General features: G+C 40.3%; 22 protein-coding genes. 9 read left to right on the forward strand and 13 right to left on the reverse strand.

Annotated features, from left to right (window positions below):
* Window positions 1-2: 2 nt before the first annotated feature.
* Entirely contained in the window at window positions 3-1,556 is a 1,554-nt protein-coding gene (locus tag FTU75_RS07630; RefSeq protein WP_180115603.1) for a PepSY domain-containing protein, read from the reverse strand.
* A gap of 118 nt (window positions 1,557-1,674) precedes the next feature.
* On the opposite strand from FTU75_RS07630, the gene FTU75_RS18425 reads away from it, so the two are divergent.
* Entirely contained in the window at window positions 1,675-1,806 is a 132-nt protein-coding gene (locus FTU75_RS18425) for a hypothetical protein (protein WP_257220934.1), read from the forward strand.
* 120 nt (window positions 1,807-1,926) lie between these two features.
* Here the strand turns inward: FTU75_RS18425 and FTU75_RS07635 are convergent, their stop codons facing one another.
* The 3 genes from FTU75_RS07635 to FTU75_RS07645 form a co-directional block, all read right to left on the reverse strand.
* Entirely contained in the window at window positions 1,927-2,538 is a 612-nt protein-coding gene (locus FTU75_RS07635) for a DUF4198 domain-containing protein (protein ID WP_180088351.1), read from the reverse strand.
* A gap of 67 nt (window positions 2,539-2,605) precedes the next feature.
* Entirely contained in the window at window positions 2,606-4,759 is a 2,154-nt protein-coding gene (locus FTU75_RS07640) for a TonB-dependent siderophore receptor (protein WP_180115604.1), read from the reverse strand.
* Window positions 4,760-5,054: 295 nt separating this feature from the next.
* Window positions 5,055-6,137 carry a putative zinc-binding metallopeptidase gene (locus FTU75_RS07645; protein WP_180115605.1) on the reverse strand — a complete coding sequence of 361 codons (1,083 nt, stop codon included), beginning with the start codon at window positions 6,135-6,137 and terminating at the stop codon, window positions 5,055-5,057.
* Between the two features lie 449 nt (window positions 6,138-6,586).
* Between FTU75_RS07645 and FTU75_RS07650 the strand changes: the two genes are divergently transcribed.
* The 3 genes from FTU75_RS07650 to FTU75_RS07660 are packed head-to-tail and all read left to right on the forward strand — an operon-like array spanning window position 6,587 to window position 8,255.
* Complete coding sequence (locus FTU75_RS07650; protein ID WP_180064198.1) at window positions 6,587-7,027, forward strand: ribbon-helix-helix protein, CopG family; 441 nt, start codon at window positions 6,587-6,589, stop codon at window positions 7,025-7,027.
* A gap of 11 nt (window positions 7,028-7,038) precedes the next feature.
* On the forward strand, window positions 7,039-7,236 hold the full coding sequence (locus FTU75_RS07655; RefSeq protein ID WP_180115606.1) for a hypothetical protein: 198 nt from the start codon (window positions 7,039-7,041) through the stop codon (window positions 7,234-7,236).
* Entirely contained in the window at window positions 7,233-8,255 is a 1,023-nt protein-coding gene (locus FTU75_RS07660) for an ABC transporter substrate-binding protein (RefSeq protein WP_180115607.1), read from the forward strand. Before FTU75_RS07655 ends, FTU75_RS07660 begins: the two co-directional genes overlap by 4 nt.
* Window positions 8,256-8,350: 95 nt before the next feature.
* Here the strand turns inward: FTU75_RS07660 and FTU75_RS07665 are convergent, their stop codons facing one another.
* Entirely contained in the window at window positions 8,351-9,019 is a 669-nt protein-coding gene (locus FTU75_RS07665; RefSeq protein WP_180115608.1) for an epoxyqueuosine reductase QueH, read from the reverse strand.
* Window positions 9,020-9,165: 146 nt separating this feature from the next.
* Complete coding sequence (locus tag FTU75_RS07670; RefSeq protein WP_180115609.1) at window positions 9,166-9,606, reverse strand: Rrf2 family transcriptional regulator; 441 nt, start codon at window positions 9,604-9,606, stop codon at window positions 9,166-9,168.
* Window positions 9,607-9,714: 108 nt separating this feature from the next.
* On the opposite strand from FTU75_RS07670, the gene FTU75_RS07675 reads away from it, so the two are divergent.
* The 5 genes from FTU75_RS07675 (at window position 9,715) to FTU75_RS07695 (ending at window position 14,613) form a co-directional block, all read left to right on the forward strand.
* Entirely contained in the window at window positions 9,715-10,602 is an 888-nt protein-coding gene (locus tag FTU75_RS07675; RefSeq protein ID WP_180115610.1) for an NAD(P)/FAD-dependent oxidoreductase, read from the forward strand.
* 471 nt (window positions 10,603-11,073) lie between these two features.
* Entirely contained in the window at window positions 11,074-12,063 is a 990-nt protein-coding gene (locus FTU75_RS07680) for a putative oxygenase MesX (RefSeq protein ID WP_120363698.1), read from the forward strand.
* Between the two features lie 78 nt (window positions 12,064-12,141).
* On the forward strand, window positions 12,142-13,170 hold the full coding sequence (locus FTU75_RS07685; RefSeq protein WP_078193780.1) for a methionine synthase: 1,029 nt from the start codon (window positions 12,142-12,144) through the stop codon (window positions 13,168-13,170).
* Between the two features lie 103 nt (window positions 13,171-13,273).
* A complete protein-coding gene (locus FTU75_RS07690) occupies window positions 13,274-13,768 on the forward strand; it encodes a flavin reductase (protein WP_180115611.1) in 495 nt (164 codons plus the stop codon).
* Window positions 13,769-13,812: 44 nt separating this feature from the next.
* Window positions 13,813-14,613: a sulfite exporter TauE/SafE family protein gene (locus FTU75_RS07695; RefSeq protein WP_180115612.1), complete on the forward strand. Its 801-nt coding sequence runs from the start codon at window positions 13,813-13,815 to the stop codon at window positions 14,611-14,613.
* A 140-nt stretch (window positions 14,614-14,753) separates the two neighbouring features.
* Here the strand turns inward: FTU75_RS07695 and FTU75_RS07700 are convergent, their stop codons facing one another.
* From FTU75_RS07700 to FTU75_RS07730, 7 genes are all read right to left on the reverse strand, one after another.
* The gene (locus tag FTU75_RS07700) at window positions 14,754-15,083 is read right to left on the reverse strand and encodes a multidrug efflux SMR transporter (protein ID WP_180115613.1); all 330 of its coding nucleotides are present in this window, start codon (window positions 15,081-15,083) and stop codon (window positions 14,754-14,756) included.
* A gap of 7 nt (window positions 15,084-15,090) precedes the next feature.
* Window positions 15,091-15,972 carry a hypothetical protein gene (locus FTU75_RS07705; protein WP_180115614.1) on the reverse strand — a complete coding sequence of 294 codons (882 nt, stop codon included), beginning with the start codon at window positions 15,970-15,972 and terminating at the stop codon, window positions 15,091-15,093.
* Entirely contained in the window at window positions 15,969-16,985 is a 1,017-nt protein-coding gene (locus tag FTU75_RS07710; protein ID WP_180115615.1) for an isopenicillin N synthase family oxygenase, read from the reverse strand. Before FTU75_RS07710 ends, FTU75_RS07705 begins: the two co-directional genes overlap by 4 nt.
* 81 nt (window positions 16,986-17,066) lie before the next feature.
* Entirely contained in the window at window positions 17,067-17,948 is an 882-nt protein-coding gene (locus FTU75_RS07715) for an ABC transporter ATP-binding protein (RefSeq protein ID WP_180115616.1), read from the reverse strand.
* Window positions 17,948-18,892: an ABC transporter permease gene (locus FTU75_RS07720; RefSeq protein ID WP_180035179.1), complete on the reverse strand. Its 945-nt coding sequence runs from the start codon at window positions 18,890-18,892 to the stop codon at window positions 17,948-17,950. Before FTU75_RS07720 ends, FTU75_RS07715 begins: the two co-directional genes overlap by 1 nt.
* A gap of 188 nt (window positions 18,893-19,080) precedes the next feature.
* On the reverse strand, window positions 19,081-19,782 hold the full coding sequence (locus tag FTU75_RS07725; protein ID WP_180035180.1) for an NAD-dependent deacylase: 702 nt from the start codon (window positions 19,780-19,782) through the stop codon (window positions 19,081-19,083).
* Between the two features lie 104 nt (window positions 19,783-19,886).
* Window positions 19,887-20,822: a LysR substrate-binding domain-containing protein gene (locus FTU75_RS07730; protein ID WP_180115617.1), complete on the reverse strand. Its 936-nt coding sequence runs from the start codon at window positions 20,820-20,822 to the stop codon at window positions 19,887-19,889.
* Between the last annotated feature and the right edge of the window lie 198 nt (window positions 20,823-21,020).

The raw sequence follows: 21,020 nt of genomic DNA on the forward strand, positions 1-21,020 counted from the left end.
GTTTAGATGTTCTCCAGTACAGCCTGCTGTTTACGTTTAATTTTATCTACGGCCCTTTGTTGAATGGGCACAATATTTTGATGTAAAAATAAGGCCAACAGTCCAAAAATTAAAATCATGAGATCTACTCTCAAAAAGGTCCAATATTGAGCCCATGAATGGATGTAGCCATGTGAAATTAAATAGTAAATATTAATGATCGGTAGCAGCAGGGCGCCAAGAATAAAAATTTTAAGCTGCATTTTCCAAAGCATGCGTTGTGGCATAACTAAGCTTGTAATTAAACTACTAAGCCAAATGCCAAAAAATGCGTAAACTTCATAAGTTGCGACACTGCTATGACCTTGCATCACTCGGTTTGCATATAAGTAGGCCAGCATAGACAGCGGGAGCCCAAGAATAGCCGCAATATTGAGACGGTTCACTACATAGTGGCCCAGATGAAAACTTTCCGATTTCCTTTGCATTTGTCGTTTTAAACTCCACAGCAAAAGGCCTGAAGCAATCATGGCACAGCCTAAAATGCCAGAAAAGAAAAAGCCCAAACGTAATGCAGGCTGAGCAAACTTTGCCATATGTAGCCCATATACACCTGCATTGAGTGTTGCGATGGCACTGGTATTCCGTGTTGAGCCCAACATTTTGCCATTGGCAGCATTAAAGGTTATTTGCGCTTGATTTCGAGTAATTGATTGATCTTTCAATTCGGTAATGGTGAGCCGCGATTGGGTAGTATTGGGTTGTTGGATAGTTATATTTTCAATAGCCGAATTTCCCCACTGCTGCCGTGCTGTATTTAAAAAATAATGAATTGACTTCATCTCTGCTTTATTTATTGTAGTTTGATGAGGCATAGTTACTGTGGTACGAATTTCTTCAAAATATTGAAATGGATTATCTGGATAGATTTTTTTCATACCAGATGGCAACAAAACATAGAAAAAAATGGCTAAACCAGTAAAAGTTATAGTCAAAAAAAAAGGAAGTGCGACAACAGCAGAAACATTATGAAAATCTAAATATGATCGTTGTCCTTTAAAGGCTCTTAAAGTGAAAAAATCGGTCAATATTTTTTTATGCGTTATCACTCCTGAAATGAGCGTAATCAGCATAATAAACGCCGCGATGGTCGTAATCAGCCTGCCAATATAATAGGGCACACCGTAGAGCTGAAAGTGAAAACTGTAAAAGAAATCTCCGCCTTGAGTTGTAGATGCGGCCATTTCTTTACCTGTGGCTGCATCTAAGGTTTTACTGTCATATCCGCCATCTGCCTTTTGCCAGTAAATTTTATTCACGGGCATGCTTTGATTTGCAACCCCGATGTACCAACTTTTAGCATCAGGCGCATTTTTTTGCAGATAGCTGACTGCAGTTTCAACAGCAGTTTGCTGATTAACTTGCATACTTGCAAATTGTGGTTGCATCCATAGACTGATTTCTTGGCGGTAATATGTGACGGATCCTGTTAAAAAAATCGCAAATAACAGCCAGCCAAAGAGCAGTCCAATCCATGAATGAAGCCATGCCATCGATTGGCGTACAGATTTATGCATGAATTAGCCTATGGAATGGTCAAGTAAAAATAGCCCGAATAAAAAAGCGATGCTGATAACAGAAAAGCGTTTGATATGTGGTGTACAAAATGCACAGATGACGAAGCAGGTATAAAAAATGAATGCGCAAAAACCTGCAAGAAATACCGATTCTGCTTTAGGTAAAAATGTGCTGAACAATTGGGTTAAATTCAGCGCCACTAATGCGCAGCACAAGAAGCCTATGCCAAAGGTCAGCAATAGCCGGTAAAGAAGGATGAGTGGCTGGGGAACAGAGATCATGCTGAGTCGTTTTAATTTACTTGATGTGAAAACAGATTGATCCTGCAAGCCTAAACGAGAGGATCAATCAGGCAATTATTGGCCGAACTTACTGAATAAAACTTAGAGTTGTGACCAAATACTGCTTGCTGTAATTTTGCTGATTAAATTTTCCTACTTTGTCAGACTCTTTGCTGACTTCAATTACATATTGGCCTTTCCAAGGCGTATCTATGGTGATTTGGCCTTGAGAATTGGCAGTATATTTCTTTTGCCAAAATTGAGGGGAAAATACAGTCAGTTCCAGTCCAGCTGCAGGTTTGCCTTGATAAAATACAGCGAATGTATTGCTGTTGGCTTGAACAGGAACAATATCCAGTTCAGAAACTGCTTTTAAATCTGATCTTCCCGCTTTCGCATGGTAAGAGAGCAGTGCTTCACCATACATCAGTTCACTGCTGAGTTTTACATCAGCCGCGCCTTTGGAGGCATAGGCAAGATGATCGGACTGAACCTTGGCCTTGAGCTTCTGTTTATTTTGCTCTGCCACGGCTGAATTAAATGATTTGAGAGATGTATCTTGTGTTTCTTTCACCTGTTCGCTGTATTCGCCAAAGTAGGCGCGGGTTTGATCATCTGCATCGCGTTCCAGCCAAAGCATATGCGCTTGTGCGGAGAGTGTGAATGTGAGACCAGTGCAAAGCGCAAAGATTTTTTTCATGATTCATCCTGCAATATTGAAAATCTGTGAATGGCCTTAAGACAAATGCTCAAGGCCTGTATGTAAATTAATATTTAAATCTGAGAGCTACGCTATAATTTGCTGGCGCACCGTAAAAACCTTGTTGGTCTGGGAAACTATAGAGATATTTTTCATTGGTCAAATTGTTGCCATTTGCCTGTAGGGTCAGATGATCATTTACCTCATAGCTGACCATAGCATTCAGCAGAGCATAGGCATCTTGTTTGATCACGCCAGCTTTTTGCGTGACTGTGCCATTGCTACTGGCTTCTGGAACTTCTAAATAGGTTTTGTCTTGCCATTGTAAACCCACGCCCAGTTTTAATTTAGGTAACTGTGGCACTTGATATGTGGTCAGTAAATTAAAAGTTTGTGTTGGATTAAAAGTACGGGCATCACCACCATTAATTAAGTCTTTCAGGCTAAATTGTGTATAACCAAAACTTAGATTTAAATGGTCGGATAGTTGACCAGCCAAGCTAAATTCATAGCCTTGCGAACGTAGATCACTGACCTGAGTTTTACGCAATGTTGGTATGCCATCTGAATTACGTAGAGGATAGTTACTTTCTTCGGTACGGAAAATGGCCATAGTTGCAGTTAACTTATCATCCAGCCAAGAACTTTTAACTCCAATTTCATAGCTTTCACCTTCAATAGGTTTATTGATGCTTCCATCTAAAGCTTTTGTTGTTTGTGGGCGGAAAATTGAGGTATAGCTCATATAACCTGTATATTCAGGCGTAAAATTGTAGGTCAAGCCTGCATATGGCAATACTTTGCTTTCGTCATAAAACATGTCTGTGCCATAACTACTACCTTTACTTTGCGCTTGAACGTAATTGGCACCTAAAAGCAGTTTCAGATCATCATTTAAATGTAGACGGGTTGCGGCATACAGACTGCGGTTTTTTTGATTGGTATGTGTTTCGCCCGTAATTGTAGACATATCCCAATCTGGCTCATCTGGCGTTAGACTGCCTAAGTCTGATGTAATTGGGTTGGTATAAGTACCGCCATGTGCAATTTCATTCATGTTGTTATCTGCCCATGAATAGCCAAAAGAGGCTTCATGGAGCTGCCCCCATAAAGGGTAAGTTCCGTTAATATTTAAACTCACTTGACGTTCTTTATCATTATCGTCATACATGCCTGGCCATAAATACACACCAGATGTGCCATCAGCACTTGGATTGCCTAATAAATATAGAAGTTTTGAGTCGCGAGTGGTCTGCTTTTCATCATAAACCAGTTTGGCTTTCCAATCGCCGCCCAGCTTCTGTTCAAGCTCGGCGAAGTAATTTTTGACATTGGTATTCCAATAGGTCCAGTCTGGGGTGTAATTGTAACTGCGTGGAAAATCGAGCTGTTCTCCCTCGGTCGTTATCAGCGGATTTGCTCCCCAGTTATTGCCATTCGGTTTATGGTTAGTTTCGGTGTATCCGGCAGTTAATGTTGTGCTGTCTGTAAGATCAGCAGCAAAGACTGCGCCAAAGCCATTTTTCTCTAATTCATAGTTGTCTAAATAACTGCCGCCTTTTTGCTCAAAACCAAATACCCTCGCGCGAACAGTGCTATCTTGATTCAGGGGAGAGGAGATATCCGCTTCATAACGCTGAGTATCCCAAGAGCCATAGCTTGCGTTCAACGAGGCATGAAGTTCCTGTGCAGGACGTTTTCGAATCATATTGATGCTGGCACCCGGATCTCCAATACCGTTGTTTAACGAATCAGAACCTTTAACCACTTCAACTCTGTCAAATAAAAAGCTGTCTGGATTATCATTGTTATAGTTGTAGCTGCTGAGCGGGAATCCCACACCGTCAAACATGATATTCGAGATCTCAAAACCGCGTGCTAAATAGGAAGAACGTTCGGTTTCCTGATTGCTGACAATTACACCAGGAGTGTTGCGCAGTACGTCTCGTGTGTTATTCAGTGCAAAATCATCCAGTTGCTGGCGTGTAACCACATTGACAGTCTGAGGCGTCTCTTTCAGTGCAATATCCAGTTTAGATGCGGTAGAAGAGTTTTGAATAATATAGGCTTTGCTTTGTTCTGAACTTTTATTTGCTTGCTGACGATCGACAGCAATAGTTATGGTCGGGAGCTGCTGGGATGTCTCAGCATAACTTTGATGGGAAAGTATAGCTAAACTGATGAGTGATAATTTAAAAACAGGGCTTTTATGAGATGACATTTTTATTTCATAAATGAAAACAATTATCATTAAGTTTATTATTTAATATGTGAGGTGACAACGGTTGCCTAATAGAAAATATGAATGAAATGTTAACTTTTAATAGAATTTGTATTTATAGAGTATATTGATAGGTGACTATTGTTTATTTGATAGGCTATGAAAATGTTTCAAAGGAATTGAAGTTTAAAACTAAAGGTCTATTTAGAATTTTTTCTGAGTAGCCCATAAGTCAGTATGAGTTAAACATAGCGTTTAAATAGAAATCTAAGTTATATCCCTTGTTTTGTTCAATCTAATTGTGCTGCTGATTTTTTAAGGTCATGTTGAGCAATTTATGGTGAATGAATCGCAATTTATCCAATACCGGATTCGACAATGTAAATGGATATGCATCATCTAAGCCCATGCTGCGGTTCAACGCATTTAAATTAAAGGTTAAGGTCATCCAGTGCTGCAGCAATAGGTCAAAATCTTGAGCGCCAATCGGGTTTTCTTTTAATTCTAAATTATTCAAATCTGACTTATTGGTTTTGACCACTAATCCTGCATAGTAGGCGGTTTCCAGAGTGTCCATCATGTGCAAATAATGCGCCCATGTTTCCGCCCAATCTTCCCAAGGATGCGTACTGGCATAGGAACTGACATAGTAATCCGCCCAATTTTGCGGCGCACCGTCATTATAATGACGTTTCAAAGCTTCACTATAATCTTGTCGTTCATCACCAAACAGTTCCCGAAATTCCTCAATCAGTTCAGGGTGTAAATGTTTGATCAAATCAAAATAATAATGACCGCTTTCATGTCTAAAATGACCTAGAAGTGTACGGTAGTTTTCACCCATTTTTATACGCGTTGTTTCACGGTAAATCACATCTGCTTCACTGGCATTCAAGGTAATAATTCCATTGGCATGACCGGTCATAACAGGTGTATTTTCTGTTGGCATCAGAAAATCAAAACGAAGTCCAAAACGGTCATCTTGGCTGCGTTTAGGACGCGGCATGGTATTGAGCTGCTGCATTAAATATAAAAAACGTCGTTTGGCATGTTCCAATCGCGCCCAGTACACAATATGGTCTGGGTTATCTAGATTGGGAATGGTGTGCGTGAGCAGGCAAGACTCACAGTAAATTTCTTCACTGTCGGCAGGCACCATCCAGTTGCAAACCTGATGATGCTGATAATTATGACAAGGTTTAAAGCGTTTTTCCTTTATTTCAGGATTTAACGCAAGCCACAGCGTAGAGCTGTGCTTTTCAAAACAGCCCATTTGCTTTTCAGAGGCAATATAACCCAGAGCAGTCTGACAATTGACACAGTGTGAATTGGCAAAAAAGATTTGGTTAGAACATACCGCGCAACTGAAATACTTCATAGGCGTTGAGTGATTAATAGAATGATCAATCAGTATAAATGATGTTCAATGTTGATGAAATAAATTGAACTTCGAGTTTGTTGCATGTCGGTCAATGCTCTTGTTTAAGAACAACGATTTTTTAGAAATAGTCCTTCATCAAAAGACACATCGCAGCAATAGTGCAAAGGGGTCTCTACGAGTGCATTTTTTGCACAAATGATGAACAATAAAATCTAAAAGAAAGCTAAAAGTCCAAAAGAATCGATCATTTTTCATATTCCTCACTTGGCACAGTTTCTGCATTTCTAACGATATTACGAAATAAATATTTTGTATTACTCAAACAGGAGATGCATATGAACCACCATCAATCTGCAACATTTCTGCATCAATTAAAGCAATTTTTTATTGAGCTACTGAGCGCCCGCGCGGGTTTCTATATTCAGCAAAAAAAATAAGGAAAAACAGTGCCTAAACAAAAGCTGGCGCGTATCAGTATTACTGTGCCTGAAAAAACAGTCGATGCTTTGGATCAAAAAATTGTCGATCAGCATTATGAAAGCCGTTCTCAGGCCATTGTCGACATGATCAATAAGCATCTGATTGCCGATCAGGAGCAGCGTAATGAAGTAATGGTCGGCACGTTTACCTTACTTTATGACGCAAGTATTACGGCGCTACGTATTCAGCTTTTAGATTTACAGCAGCAGTTTTTAGAACAAGTGGTGAGCTCGCTGCATATTCAACTCGATGACCACAAGATTTTAGAAGTCATGATTCTGCAAGGTGTCAGTTCAGAGCTCAAAGTTATCAGTCAGCATTTTTCAGCACTTAAGGGTGTGATTAAAGGACATTTGGAGTTGATGGACGCAGTGATGCCGCCAATTCCGCAAAATGCAAAGAATTAAGGAGTTTTAAAATGGGCCAATTATATCGATCACAAGGTCAGTTTAAAGACCAAGTGACAGACCAACAGCAAGCAAATGCCAATGCAGGCAACGATAGACCAAATCGTGCAAAGCGTAATGCTCAATCAGTCAGTAATCCGAATACACCATCGTTTTTGAACACCAATACCAAATTTAACTGTAATGCCATCGGGGAAATCTCACTATGATCAAAAAAACCTGCTTATCTGCATCCGTTGTGAGCGCTATCTTACTGGGTGGCTGTGACAATACGGCCAAAACACCTGAACCAAACGCGCAAGCAGAAGGCACAGTCAATACAAAAGCCATTACGATCGGCTATAGCGACTGGCCTGGTTTTGTCGCATGGCAAGTTGCTATTGAAAAAGGCTGGTTAAAAGAAGCCGGTGTCAATGTGGACTTTAAATGGTTTGATTATTCAGCTTCACTATCTGCATTTGCTGCAAATCAGTTGGATGCCGTTTTGGTCACCAATGGCGACAACTTAGTCACGGGTTCTGGCGGCACAAAAGGCGTCATGATTATGGCGACGGACTATTCTGCAGGTAATGATGTCATCATTGCTAAAGATGGCATCAATAGTTTAACTGATTTAAAAGGAAAAAGTGTCGCGACAGAAAAAGGCTTGGTTGATCATTTGCTTTTGGCAACGGCGTTGGATGATGCAAAAATTCAAGCTTCTGAAGTGAAGTTGGTCAATACCATGACCAATGAGCTACCACAAGTATTTGCGAGTCCAGATATTGCAGCGATTGCCGTGTGGCAACCGGTCGCAAATCAAGCTTTGAAAGCGGTAGCAGGTTCTAAAATCATTTATACCTCGAAAGATAAACCCGGTCTGATTTACGACACATTAACCGTCAACATGACGCATTTATCTGCCAACAAAGAAGAATGGAAAAAAATCATTCAAGTTTGGGATAAAACGGTTAAATACATCAATGACCCTGCAACGCATGCCGATGCCGTGAAAATCATGTCAACCCGAGTTGGTGTTGACCCTGCACAATATGAACAGTTTATTGGAGGGACACATTTACTGGATTTAGCTGCCAATAAACAAGTCTTTAAAAAAGGAACAGGTTTTGACTCAATTTATGGCTCTAGTTACCACGTGAATAAATTTAATGTTGCCAATGGTATTTATAAAACTGAAATGGATGTAGATGGATCAATCTATCCAACGTTGGTTGAAGAACTGAAATAAGTTGCAATATAGCTAAAAAAGCCCTGAATGATGTAAAAATTTCAGGGCTTAACAACATCAAATTAATATCCATAAAAAATAACGAAGGGCAGAACTCAAGCTTCTTCATCCATCGCATTGGAATAAAACTTCACCCCTAATTTGATTCGGTCACGGCCTTGACTCAAGCGCCAGCGGTTGGTATCGCGCAGTGAATAGACACAGCCACAGTATTCCTGTTGATAAAATTCTTCTTTTTTACTGATTTCCAGCATACGCACAGCGCCGCCATTTTTACGCCAGTTATAGTCCCAATATGTAATTCCGTCATAATGTGAAGCCGAACGATGACCACAGTCATTAATCTGCTGCATATTTTTCCAGCGTGAAATACCCAATGAACTGCTAATCAGGCTAAAGCCATGTTCTGCTGCATATAATGCTGTACGTTCAAAGCGCATATCAAAACACATGGTACAGCGGATACCTTTTTCAGGCTCATTTTCCATGCCTTTGGCACGTTCAAACCAGTTGTCTGTGTCGTAATCACAGTCGATAAACGGAATGTTGTGTTTTTCTGCAAAGCGGATATTTTCCTCTTTACGGATTTCATATTCTTTAACTGGATGAATATTAGGATTGTAAAAAAAAATCGAAAAATCAATACCAGATTCAATTAAAGTTTCCATGACTTCGCCAGAACAGGGCGCACAGCAAGAATGCAATAAAAGCTTGTCATGACCTGTTGGGAGCGTCAGTTTCTGACGGTCAAGTTTGTTCGACATAATCATAAGCTATAAATATAAACTTTATATTTTAGCGATTTATGGACATATCAAATTTCGAATATGCTGATTTTTTCTAAGTTTGAGTTGAGACAGATTCAGTACAGAGACTTAAAATTGAAACAAATTTGAAGATGCATTTTTTTTTATTTCGCGTTCATTTGCTGATTCCATTCAATCTGAAAATCATGTGCCAATTGGTCTAATTGAGTTGCTTTAAGGTTTTTAATCAGCACTTCTTGCGCTTCAAAAAAGGCATGATCAAGTGCCCGATTGACCACTAGTTCTACTAAGCAATCTGGATGCATATTTTCATTGCCAATGGCGAAAATAGAAGGTTCACCGACAGCAAGGTAAATGTCATACAGCGAAATGTCATGCAGGGGTTTAATCAAACACCAGCCACCACCTGGGCCTTTCTCAGAATCAACATATCCATGCTTTTTTAAACCCGACATGGTTCTACGTACGACAACAGGGTTTGTTTCTAGCATTTCGGCAATCTGATCTGAAGTGAAAGGCTTATTTTCACGCGCCATATGTAGCAGGACATGCAGCATTCGTGAAAGTTTACTGTCTTTACGCATGAGGAAATTGATTATCGGAGAAATTGATAGATTGTAACATTAAAAGTTTCTTATACATGGATTAAATGATATAGTAACTTCAAAAGTTACATATTAGGAATTATGAACATGAATTATGAAGTTGTGATTATTGGAGGCAGTTATGCAGGGCTTTCTGCAGCTTTACCTTTAGCACGTGCGCGCCGCCGTATTTTAATTATTGATGCAGGGCAACGTCGTAATCGTTTTGTTGAACATTCACATAATTTTTTGACGCAAGATGGCCGATCACCTAGAGCTATTGCAGAAGAAGCTAAAGCACAATTAGAAAAGTATTCCACGATTTCATGGCTTGCTGAAACGGTTACAGATGTAAAAGCAGTTGATGGAAAATATTCAGTTATCGCAGGTGATCAGCAAATTCAAGCTGAAAAAATAATTATTGCCACTGGCGTACGTGACGAATTGCCTCAAGTGAATGGTTTAGCCGAACGTTGGGGGCAATCTATTTATCACTGCCCATATTGTGATGGTTATGAACTGAACTTAGGTGAAATTGGCATGTTAGTGTCGGGTATGCACTCATTGCACATGGCGTTGATGTTGCCAGATTGGGGCAATACTACTTTATTTTTAAATGATGCAATTGCTGTAGATCAATTGGATGATGAGTTATTAGCGAAGCTTTCTAAACGTCAAATTCAGATCGAAACGCGTAAAATCGACCATATTGAAGGTCATTGTGACGTTGTAATGGCAGATGGTGAACGAATTAAATTGAATGGCTTATTTGTTTCTACTGTTACTCGTTTGCAATCGAACTGGATTCAGCAGTTAGGTTTAGAGATAGACTGCAATGAATATGGCGAGGCCATTAAAACTTCGCCAGCAAAAGAAACAAATGTTAAAGGAATTTATGCTTGCGGTGATGTCACACGTTCAGGTGGTTCAGTTGCTTTATCCGTAGGTGATGGAGCAATGACAGGGATTGTCGCGCATAAATCTTTTATTTTTTAAAGTGATTGCATAGTAGTTTACAAAAATAGGGCAAGTATCTAAATGATAAATTTGGGTACTTGGACCTAAATATAAGAAATGAAAATCCAGTTAATAATTTGATCTTTTCTCAGTTTAAGCTGAGTTTAATTCACTTAGAACGATAAATAATCATATTCTAAAAGCGGACATACTTATCGATGATTTTCATTTTATCCTAAAAAGTCAGTAGAATATAGATATAAATACTTATTAAAAAATATCATAAAGCATTGTTTATATTTAATTTAATTTAAAATTATTTATATCCAGATTATTTTTAAAATGCTCTCATCGAGCCAAGTTGAAATATATTCATCCTATAAAATTACCAAACATGAATTTCACTCACTTTGTGTTGAGGTTAAATCATTTTTATTCATCTTAAGATTCACGTATAAATTACTCCATACAGAAAATTTGATTATTTTAATTATAGGGTAGTGAATCTCCATGAGTAATAAATTTGCATGTTCAATCAAACGAATCCGCTTTGATGAAAACTATAAACCAGCTGACAATACACGTTTAACAACGAACTTTGCTAACTTGGCGCGCGGTGAGCACCGTGAAGAAAATTTGCGCCGTACCTTGGCAATGATTAATAACCGCTTCAACACTTTGGCCAGCTGTGATAACCCAAATGCGGATCGTTATTCACTTGAAATTGACATCATTTCTGCTGAACTCGATGTAGAAGGCAATGGTCAAACTTTCCCATTTATTGAAACTTTAAAAAGCACCATCATCGACCATAAAACCAATGAACGCATTGAAGGCATGATCGGCAACAGTTTTTCGTCGTATGTACGTGACTATGACTTCAGTGTGGTATTACCTGCACTCGGCTGTAAGTTCAATGAAAAGCCTGAAGATTTTGGTGATTTACATGGCAAGCTATATCAACACTTGATCAATTCAGATGTATTCAAAGCTGAATTCAAAAAACAGCCTGTTATTTGCTTAAGTGTTTCAACGACAAAAACCTATTACCGTACTGCAAATGTGCATCCGATCTTAGGTGTGGAATACACCAATGATGACTATTCACGTACCGATGATTATTTTGCAAAAATGGGCTTAAGTGTTCGTTACTTCAAACCTGAAAATGCGACTGCGCCATTGGCATTCTATTCAGCAAATAACTTGCTCAGCGACTATACAGATTTCGAACTGATCAGCGCGATCAGCACCATGGAAAGCTTCCAAAAAATCTACCGTCCTGAAATTTACAATACCAATGCGACAGCAGGCTTAGTGTATCAACCAAGCTTAAGCTTTGGCGATTACTCATTAACCCGTATTGTGTATGACCGTGTTGAACGTGGTCAGTTAGCAGTTAAACAGGGCAAATGGACGGAAGAGAACTTTATCCAGCCATATAAAGATATTCTGAATGAGTGGGCGGCTAATTTTAGTATTGAAAATGCAGATGCAGCTTAATTTTAAATTACGTAAATAGATGAAACACGGGTGAGTAAAAACACCCGTTTAAAAGAATATAGAGATAGAAGATCGAATATGGCCATTTTACTCCCAACTTCAACTGCTGGCAGCTTACCTAAACCATCTTGGCTGGCTGAACCTGAAAAATTGTGGTCAGCATGGAAACTTGAAGGCGAAGAATTATTAGATGCAAAACGTGATGCGTTGAAATTATCTTTGCATGAACAAATCCATGCAGGCATTGATATTGTTAGCGATGGTGAACAAACCCGTCAGCATTTTGTAACCACATTTATTGAACATCTTGAAGGTGTCGATTTCGAAAAGCGTGAAACGATGCGTATTCGTAATCGTTACGATGCAAGTGTACCCTCTGTGGTTGGTGAAGTATCGCGTAAGAAAGCAGTGTTTGTTGATGATGCGAAATTCTTACGCAGCCAAACCAATCAGCCGATTAAATGGGCACTGCCAGGCCCGATGACGATGATTGATACTTTGTATGATGGTCACTACAAAAGCCGTGAAAAATTGGCTTGGGAATTTGCTAAAATCTTGAATCAAGAAGCGCTAGAGCTTGAAGCGGCAGGCGTGGATATTATTCAATTTGATGAGCCTGCGTTTAACGTATTTTTTGATGAAGTCAATGACTGGGGTATTGCGACATTAGAGCGTGCGCTTGAAGGTTTGAAATGCGAAACAGCAGTTCACATTTGCTATGGTTATGGCATTAAAGCCAATACCGATTGGAAACAGACTTTGGGTAATGAATGGCGCCAATATGAAGAATCATTCCCGAAATTGCAGCAATCGAAGCTGGATATCATCTCGCTTGAATGCCAAAACTCTCGTGTCCCTATGGATTTGATTGAACTCATCCGCGGCAAAAAAGTCATGGTTGGCGCAATTGATGTTGCAACCAATCAGGTTGAAACAGCAGAAGAAGTAGCAAATACATTACGCAAAGCATTGCAATTTGTAGATGCCGACAAGCTATATCCTTCAACAAACTGCGGTATGGCGCCTTTACCTCGCCAAGTGGCGCAAGGCAAACTAAATGCGCTAAGCGCAGGCGCTGCCATTATTCGCCAAGAATTGACCGCATAAATTCGAGCTGACTCGGTTTCATGTAAGGGCAATAAGGAAATTAAATCCCTATTGCCCAAACCTGAGCGTGAGATAAGCCATATAAACCATTGAGATTGAAGAGATGATTGAAGCAACTGATTTTAGAAATGCAATGTCTTTATTGACGACTGCAGTCAACGTGATTACGACTGAGGGTGAAGCAGGCATGCATGGATTTACAGCATCAGCCGTATGCAGTGTGACAGATACACCGCCAACTTTGCTGGTTTGTATGAATCAATCATCTCGTTCTCATGCGCATTTTCTTGAAAATAAAGTTCTTTCTGTCAATGTTTTAGGCGCACAGCATGAGCAAATTTCCAATGCTTTTGCTTCAAGCAAATTCAATTCGGAAGAGCGGTTTAAATTGGGTTCTTGGACTGTATTAGAAACAGGTTCACCGATATTAAGAGATGCTTTGGCCAGTTTTGACTGTCAGATTGAACAGATTCAAGAAGTGGGTACGCACAGTGTGTTTATGTGCCGTGTGGTTGCAATCAAGCAAAGTCAGCAGGAGGAAAGCTTGGTATATTTCAACCGCGCTTATCATGCTGTGGGTCAAGTAGAGTTGGCTTAAACCAGTCAACTTCTTCAATACATCTCTTTAAAAGTATCTATTTCGTGGAACTCATTACTTTCTTAATTATTGGCGCATTTGCAGGTTTTGCTGCGGGGCTGTTTGGCGTTGGCGGCGGTACTATCATTGTGCCTTTGCTCTATATTGTTTTTAGCCAAATGGGCTATAGTCCCGATGTGATTATGCATTTGGCGCTCGGCACATCTTTGGCTACGATTGTTGTGACTTCGATCAGCTCCTTGATGGCGCACAATAAAAATGGTGCTGTGATTTGGCCTGTATTTAAAAATTTAGCTCCGTCTATGGCGATTGGCTGTTTTGCAGGCGCAGGGATTGCAGGCTGGCTGTCAGGTTTACATCTGCAAATGATTGTCGGCGTGTTTTTACTTTGGGTGGCTTATACCATGTTTATGGGAGCAAAAAAGCCAGTCGATCCCAACAAAACACTGCCATCTACAGGCAAGCAAATTGCAGCAGGTTCGGGCATTGGTGTGGCATCGGCCATCTTCGGTATTGGCGGCGGCAGTATTACGGTACCGTATTTAACGGCAAATGGCGTGGTGATGCAAAAAGCGGTCGGGACGTCTGCCGCTTGCGGTTTACCTATTGCCATTGCTGGTGCATTAGGCTTTATGTTTTTTGGTATGCAACAGCAAGTTGAAATTCCAAATACCATTGGCTTTATTCATATTTATGCCTTTTTGGGCATTAGTGTGATGAGTTTCTTTACGGCTAAATATGGCGCGAAAACTGCGCATGCGCTTTCACCAGCAGTACTGAAAAAATGTTTTGCTGTGCTGTTGTGTATTGTTGGATGCTTTTTTCTAGTGAAAGGCATTTTATAGAAGCCGACTGATCACAGTTAATTCATTCGAAACGTATGCTCTAGTGTGCAACAGAATGCTAGAGCATTTTTATCTATAGCAATTTAAGTCTTTAAAATTTCAGAGATATTATTTAAAAACTTCATTTTAAAACTGACATTTCAAAGCTCTGTGCTTTTAGAAAAAACATTAATAATCACAATGCCCAATAAAATAAAGGCCAAACCAATTATGGCAGGCAGGTCTAAATTTTGTTTAAACACAATCCAGCCCACGCATGAAATAAGCACAATGCCTGCAGCGGACCACATGGCGTAGGCCAATCCCATAGGAATCGATTTAAAGGTCAAACCTAAAAAGAAGAGCGCAATGGCATAGCCCAATACGGTAAAAATAATCGGTACTAGTTCAGTAAAGCCATTGCTGGCTTTTAAGGCGGACGTGGCAATCACTTCAGCAATGATTGCGATGAGCAAATATATAAACGACATTGATTTCCTATAGACATTCTACGGCATGGTACAAAAGGTGCTGTTTTTCATTTTGCAACCAATCTGTACTTTCTGTCGTGGTATCAGTGCGATGATGAAATGCATAATGTGGAACATAAATATCCACCTCGAACATCAGCTGTATTGCTTGACCATTAATAATGACGTTTTGCATTAAATGTGTTTCATCAATAACTTTGAAATGATCAAAGTTAAGTGGTTGATCTTGTTGAGATGAGGTCGTTGTATAGTATTTATGCAGACCATCTATAGCGATGGATACTTCAAAGCTTTCAATCAGCGCTTCATACCCAGCAGGTGCAGATGGTATGTCTATGCTGGCAATTGTTTGCTGATCTGTAGGTAAACGGCTCAGTGCAAAGGCCACATACTTATCACAAATAATTAAACCGCCATCCATCTGCAATCGCTGATGGCTTTCTACATCTAAAGCTGACTTCAAGCGCAGGCCTAAAAATAGCCCTTCATGCACTTGTTGACGCCAGTCTTCGACATACGCATTGCTTGGAGAAAATTCTAAAATGCAGTTACCAATCGCATGCAGTTTGGCGGGTTCTGGCCATTGCACATGATTTTGATAATTTGAGTGTGCTTCAACATCCCAAGACAATAATTGCTGTTCAGCATCCCAAAGAGTGTTGCCAATCCAGCCTTGACGCTCATTTACTGGCGTATCTTCACGGCTTTTTAAACGCAGATCGATGGTGAAACTACGTGACTGAAACCAATACACAATGGTTTTTTCATCCGTTAATCCATTTGCAAAACTGATACTTTTACGGCGAAAAGCACCATACAAATAGTCTGGAATAGGACCTGAAACCTCTTGGCTGGCTGGAAGCTGTGCTAAAGCCTGAAATAGATTCATGCGCTTGCTCCTTGTACTTCTGTATTTTCATCCATACCAAATGATGACAAAGGCACAGCATTTCTAAGACTTAGCTCTCCTGAAGCGATACGTTTTTTGAGATAACTAAAGGTTTGCGCGGTTTGATTAAATAAATGTTCGCCACCAATTAAGGGCTGATATTTGGGCACTTCAGTAGAATGTACTGGCTCAATAATTGTGTCGTAATTACAGGCACAGAACAGAGGGAAAGAGTAGCGTTCTTCAGAGACTTTTTTAACACGGTGTTTGGTGGCCAGATATTTGCCATTCGACAAAATTTCCATCATGTCGCCAATATTCATTACCAAGGTATTTTCAATCAATGGAATATCCATCCATTCACCTTGTTTATTTAATACCTGTAAACCCGGCGCCGTCGGCAAGAGCAGTGTAAAACACTCATAGTCTGTATGTGCACCAATACCTTCTGCATCTTTTACTTCAGGGTTATACGGATAATGGATTAGACGCAATTGGCTGGTCGGATGGGTAATTTTACGATCAAAAAAATGCTCATCGACATTCAAAGCTAAAGCAAAGGTCTGAAAAATCTGCTCGCTAATACTGCGTAAATGGCAGTAATAATCACTGACCGTACTTTTAAATGTGGCATCATTTGGCCATAAAGTAGGGCCCAGCAAGGGAAATACCGTAGTTTCGCCGTGGTAATCATAATTGACGTCATAGGCTTCTTTTAAGTCATAGCTGTTGCCTGCAAATTGTTCTTCACCAATCGGCACATAGCCACTGTGATTTTTCGACAGCCCAATATAGTGTTGCATTTTACTGGCGGTATCTTGTTGGAAATAGCGCTTTGCCACCTGAATTAGTGATGTCGCAAAATCAAAATTGAACTGATCACCTTTTAAATAAAGAAAACCAACATCTTTACAGGCTTGATCCAACGCAGAGGCTACTTCTAAACGCTCTGACAATACCGTGCTTTGCATTTTTGAAATATCAACAAGTGGCAAAACATAAGATTCATTCATCTTCGATTCCTATAATGTTGGCCGTCCAACGCTGTAGTACATCATTTAGGCCGTCCTAAAGATGAAGAGGGATTAATCCAGTTATTTTTGCGTACTGACTTGGGTCATACGCGGAATTTTCGGTAGGTTTTCCATCGCTGGGTCGAGCTCGTCTTCCTGCGCATGTACCAAGAAATCCACCCGTTCGCGCAGTTGTTTAAATTCAGGACTCAGCATGAGTTCAGGATTACGGGGACGGGGTAAATCGACCTCAATTATTTCTTTAATTTCACCAGGATTGGCTTTGAGCGCCACAATACGATCCGCCAATAAAATGGCTTCATCCATATCATGTGTCACAAAAATAATAGTAATATCAATGTTTTGCCAAAGATCCATTAAATGTTTTTGCATTTTTTGACGGGTATGCGGGTCAAGCGCGCCAAACGGCTCATCCATCAATAATATTTTGGGTTCATTGACCAATGCGCGGGCAATAGCAACGCGCTGTTTCATTCCGCCAGACAGCTGATGCGGGTACTGATCTTGGTATTTTTCTAAACCAATAATATCAATCCATTCGCGGGCGCTGGATTCAGCCGAGGCATTGCTGGCACCTTTCATTAAAGGGCCAAACATCACATTTTCTTTGACCGTTTTCCATGGAAAAAGCGTGTAGCCTTGAAACACCATGCCACGCTCAGGGCTTGGGCCTTCAATGACTTGGCCATCGACCAGCAATTCACCGCTACTGTAAGGGTCAAGTCCAGCCACAATTCGGCTAAAGGTCGATTTACCGCAACCCGATGGGCCAATCACACAGATAAATTCACGTTTATGAATCTTTAAATCCAACTGATTTAAAATAGTGCGTTCAGTTTTGCCGTGCTTAAAACTTTGTGTAAGTTTTTTTGCTTCTAAAATGACAGGGCGTGCATAAATTGCATCGAAATAAGTGGTGGCATTAAACTCTGTGCTGTTCATTATTTTGCTCCTGCTTTCCATTTAAATAGACGTTGACCGAGTTTCATTAGCACCACATCGCACAGCAAGCCAATCACCCCAATGATGAGGATCGCGGCATAGACATTGTCAAAATTTTGGTAACGCGCTTGTTGAGTAATAAACCACGTAATCCCAGAGGTTGTGCCGATCAGTTCAGAGACAATAAGATAGGTCCAAGCCCAGCCCAGTAATACACGCAAGTCGCGGTAAATGTCAGGAAGCGCTGCCGGAATCACCACATGAAATAAGCTTTTCATTTTATTGGTGCCTAGCGTAAAACCTGCTTCGATCAGGCCACGGTCAACCATCCGTGTGGTATTGGCAATAATTAGAATTTGCTGAAATAGCGTACCAATCACGATAATGGCGATTTTAGGTGCGTCATTAATGCCTAAAATTGCAACGGCTAAGGCACCAAAAGCAGGAGCGGGCAAGTAGCGAAAAAACTCAACAAAGGGTTCGGTCAGTTGTGATATTTTTTGAGAAAAACCGCAAAGAATACCCAGCGGAATACCGATGAGAGAGGCAATAAAAAATGCGCTGAACACAATTTTAATACTGTGCCATAAGCTTTGATGAAACCATGGGGCATCAGGTTGGGCAGGTGGAGTTATAAAAGCCGTAACTAATGCTTTTGCTACTTCGTGCGGTGCAGGTAAATAGATTGGATTGACCAGTTTACCTTGAGGTGGTGCTAAACCTGCATTCACTGCAGATTGTGCTTCGGCATAAAACACCGCTTTGTCTACACGGCTATCGACCTGAAAATATGGCACACTGCCAGACTGCGTAATTTGCACCTGTGAATGCCATAAAAATGGCAAATAACTCACTGCACACCAAATGAGCACAGGAATTAAAAATGATCCGAAGCCGAGCAATAGCTTGCTTTTCGGACTGAGCTCTCTTGCGACATAACCCATACTGACCAAGCCCCAATATTACTTTTTTAATAAAACGTAATACTGTAAAGCAATTAGAATGCCAAAGGCCTGTATGCCGTGATTTATTGGCCTTATGCAAAGTTAGATAGGCTATAAACAGCAAAAAGCCTGCAAAAGAAGCAGGCAATATTAGTTTTTTTGATCGATACTGATGCCAAAATGTGTTTTTATGGCGCAACCAATTGCAAAAAAAGTTTTTTCATTCCTTCACTCGCACCCGCTTTAATCAATTGATACTGCTCAGGTACACGCTGATAATCTGCTTTCGGGTCGATATAAAATGCACGGCAGTTGGCAGGGATTTCGTGAATCAATCCAGCCACAGGATAGACAGCCAGACTCGTGCCAATCACAATAAAAATATCTGCCGTTTGTACACTTAAACTGGCATCTTCATAGGCAGGAACTGCTTCGCCAAACCAGACTACATGTGGCCGTAAAGGATATCCTTCAGGGCATTTGTCGGTGTCTAAGTTTAAATCTGCACCTTCAATGGGGAAAAATTCTTGCGTATATTGCGCCTGAGGGCCGGAGCTTTTTGCGTAACGAATATTGCCATGCAGATGCAGTACATTGTGACTGCCTGCACGTTCATGTAGATCATCAATATTTTGTGTGATGACTTGTACATTAAAAAAATCATCGAGTTCAGCAATCAATTTATGCGCTGCATTTGGCTCTGCGGCTAAAATATGTTTACGGCGTTCATTATAAAAACGCTGTACTAAAGCAGGGTCACGTGCCCAAGCTTCAGGTGTAGCCACATCTTCAATACGATGCTGCTCCCAAAGACCATCACTGTCACGGAAGGTATTGATGCCGCTTTCTGCACTCATGCCAGCACCTGAAAACACCACAATTTTTTGCATAGATATTTAGCCTTATATTTTAAGTTATGAGTCCATTGCCTACGGTTGCATGTATTGAACGAATAATTCAGCGAATTTACTGTACTCAAAATATAGCGATTACTTCAACTCAGCTGATGCAATTCTTGTAGCACCCAATCGACAAATTTTTGTATTTGTGGTGAACTGTCTTGTCTCGAGTGGACTAAATAATATTTTCGGCTACCGTGCAATTTTTTATTTGATGCAATCACCAATTCTTTTTTTCTCAGTTCAGCTTCAATCAGCATTTGTGGAATCAGTGCCATTCCCATGCCATGACTGGCTGCCACAGAAAGCATAGAAAATAGTTCATGCCTCTGCCCATCGAAAGGCTTGGGATGCTGAATTTGATGGGCTTGAAACCATTCTTGCCAAATACTTGGACGGGTTGTTTGCTGTAATAAGGGTAATCGAAGCAATTCTTCATCACTTAAATTAAAACTATGATCATCCGTCATTTCCGCATGGGGAAAATTGTTTTCAATCAATTTGGGGGAACAAACGGGAACCACTTCTTCATCCATTAAATAATGCGCTTGAATGCCAGGCCAATGCTCAATTTGCTGTTGCGTTCCTGCAAAAATAGCTGCGTCAAAGACATTTTCATTAAACAAAAAAGGTTTGGTACTGGTTTCCAAATGCACGGTAATTTCAGGATGCTGTGCATTTAATTTATTTAATTTTGGCAACAGCCAACGTGTGGCAAACGTTGGCACAACGCCCAGCTTTAAAGTACCGCCTAAGCCTTTGTGCGTCATGATATCAGAGGTGCTTTTTTCGATGCCTTGCAAAAAGGGTTTAATACTTTTTGCATATTGTTTGCCTGCTTCTGTGAGATCGACACCGTGACGTGTTCGGCTAAATAGCATGACACCTAAGTACTCTTCAAGCTGCTGAATTTGGCGTGACACGGCACTTTGCGTAATAAATAACTCTTGAGAAGCATGCGTATAACTTGCGTGTTTTGCAGCAGATTCAAAGCAAATTAAGCTTTGCAAAGACGGAATATTGCGCCGCATAGATAAAGTCCTTTTTATCGATAGGTATCACAAAATGGCATATAAGAATGATTTTCATATACCACTATAGTCTATAAATAAAGCAATCCGCAGTTCAAATCAGTGGCTAAAGTGCTTAACACGCTGTGAACAAAGCTCAGGTATGCGAAAGGCGCATATCTACATGCAAATTAATCGTTTGAATGAATCACTTTTCAC

The sequence above is a fragment of the Acinetobacter sp. YH12140 genome, assembly GCF_013418475.1.
Lineage (GTDB): Bacteria > Pseudomonadota > Gammaproteobacteria > Pseudomonadales > Moraxellaceae > Acinetobacter > Acinetobacter amyesii.

Bases quoted from the DNA above. Each gene is read 5' to 3' on its own strand.
- FTU75_RS07660 (WP_180115607.1), top strand. From the start codon at position 7,233: ATGATCAAAAAAACCTGCTTATCTGCATCCGTTGTGAGCGCTATCTTA.
- FTU75_RS18425 (WP_257220934.1), top strand. From the start codon at position 1,675: ATGAATGCGCAAAAACCTGCAAGAAATACCGATTCTGCTTTAGGTAAA.
- FTU75_RS07690 (WP_180115611.1), top strand. From the start codon at position 13,274: ATGATTGAAGCAACTGATTTTAGAAATGCAATGTCTTTATTGACGACT.
- FTU75_RS07710 (WP_180115615.1), bottom strand. From the start codon at position 16,985: ATGAATGAATCTTATGTTTTGCCACTTGTTGATATTTCAAAAATGCAA.
- FTU75_RS07705 (WP_180115614.1), bottom strand. From the start codon at position 15,972: ATGAATCTATTTCAGGCTTTAGCACAGCTTCCAGCCAGCCAAGAGGTT.
- FTU75_RS07725 (WP_180035180.1), bottom strand. From the start codon at position 19,782: ATGCAAAAAATTGTGGTGTTTTCAGGTGCTGGCATGAGTGCAGAAAGC.
- FTU75_RS07680 (WP_120363698.1), top strand. From the start codon at position 11,074: ATGAGTAATAAATTTGCATGTTCAATCAAACGAATCCGCTTTGATGAA.
- FTU75_RS07645 (WP_180115605.1), bottom strand. From the start codon at position 6,137: ATGAAGTATTTCAGTTGCGCGGTATGTTCTAACCAAATCTTTTTTGCC.
- FTU75_RS07630 (WP_180115603.1), bottom strand. From the start codon at position 1,556: ATGCATAAATCTGTACGCCAATCGATGGCATGGCTTCATTCATGGATT.
- FTU75_RS07715 (WP_180115616.1), bottom strand. From the start codon at position 17,948: ATGAACAGCACAGAGTTTAATGCCACCACTTATTTCGATGCAATTTAT.
- FTU75_RS07635 (WP_180088351.1), bottom strand. From the start codon at position 2,538: ATGAAAAAAATCTTTGCGCTTTGCACTGGTCTCACATTCACACTCTCC.
- FTU75_RS07665 (WP_180115608.1), bottom strand. From the start codon at position 9,019: ATGTCGAACAAACTTGACCGTCAGAAACTGACGCTCCCAACAGGTCAT.
- FTU75_RS07655 (WP_180115606.1), top strand. From the start codon at position 7,039: ATGGGCCAATTATATCGATCACAAGGTCAGTTTAAAGACCAAGTGACA.
- FTU75_RS07720 (WP_180035179.1), bottom strand. From the start codon at position 18,892: ATGGGTTATGTCGCAAGAGAGCTCAGTCCGAAAAGCAAGCTATTGCTC.
- FTU75_RS07685 (WP_078193780.1), top strand. From the start codon at position 12,142: ATGGCCATTTTACTCCCAACTTCAACTGCTGGCAGCTTACCTAAACCA.
- FTU75_RS07730 (WP_180115617.1), bottom strand. From the start codon at position 20,822: ATGCGGCGCAATATTCCGTCTTTGCAAAGCTTAATTTGCTTTGAATCT.
- FTU75_RS07675 (WP_180115610.1), top strand. From the start codon at position 9,715: ATGAATTATGAAGTTGTGATTATTGGAGGCAGTTATGCAGGGCTTTCT.
- FTU75_RS07670 (WP_180115609.1), bottom strand. From the start codon at position 9,606: ATGCGTAAAGACAGTAAACTTTCACGAATGCTGCATGTCCTGCTACAT.
- FTU75_RS07640 (WP_180115604.1), bottom strand. From the start codon at position 4,759: ATGTCATCTCATAAAAGCCCTGTTTTTAAATTATCACTCATCAGTTTA.
- FTU75_RS07700 (WP_180115613.1), bottom strand. From the start codon at position 15,083: ATGTCGTTTATATATTTGCTCATCGCAATCATTGCTGAAGTGATTGCC.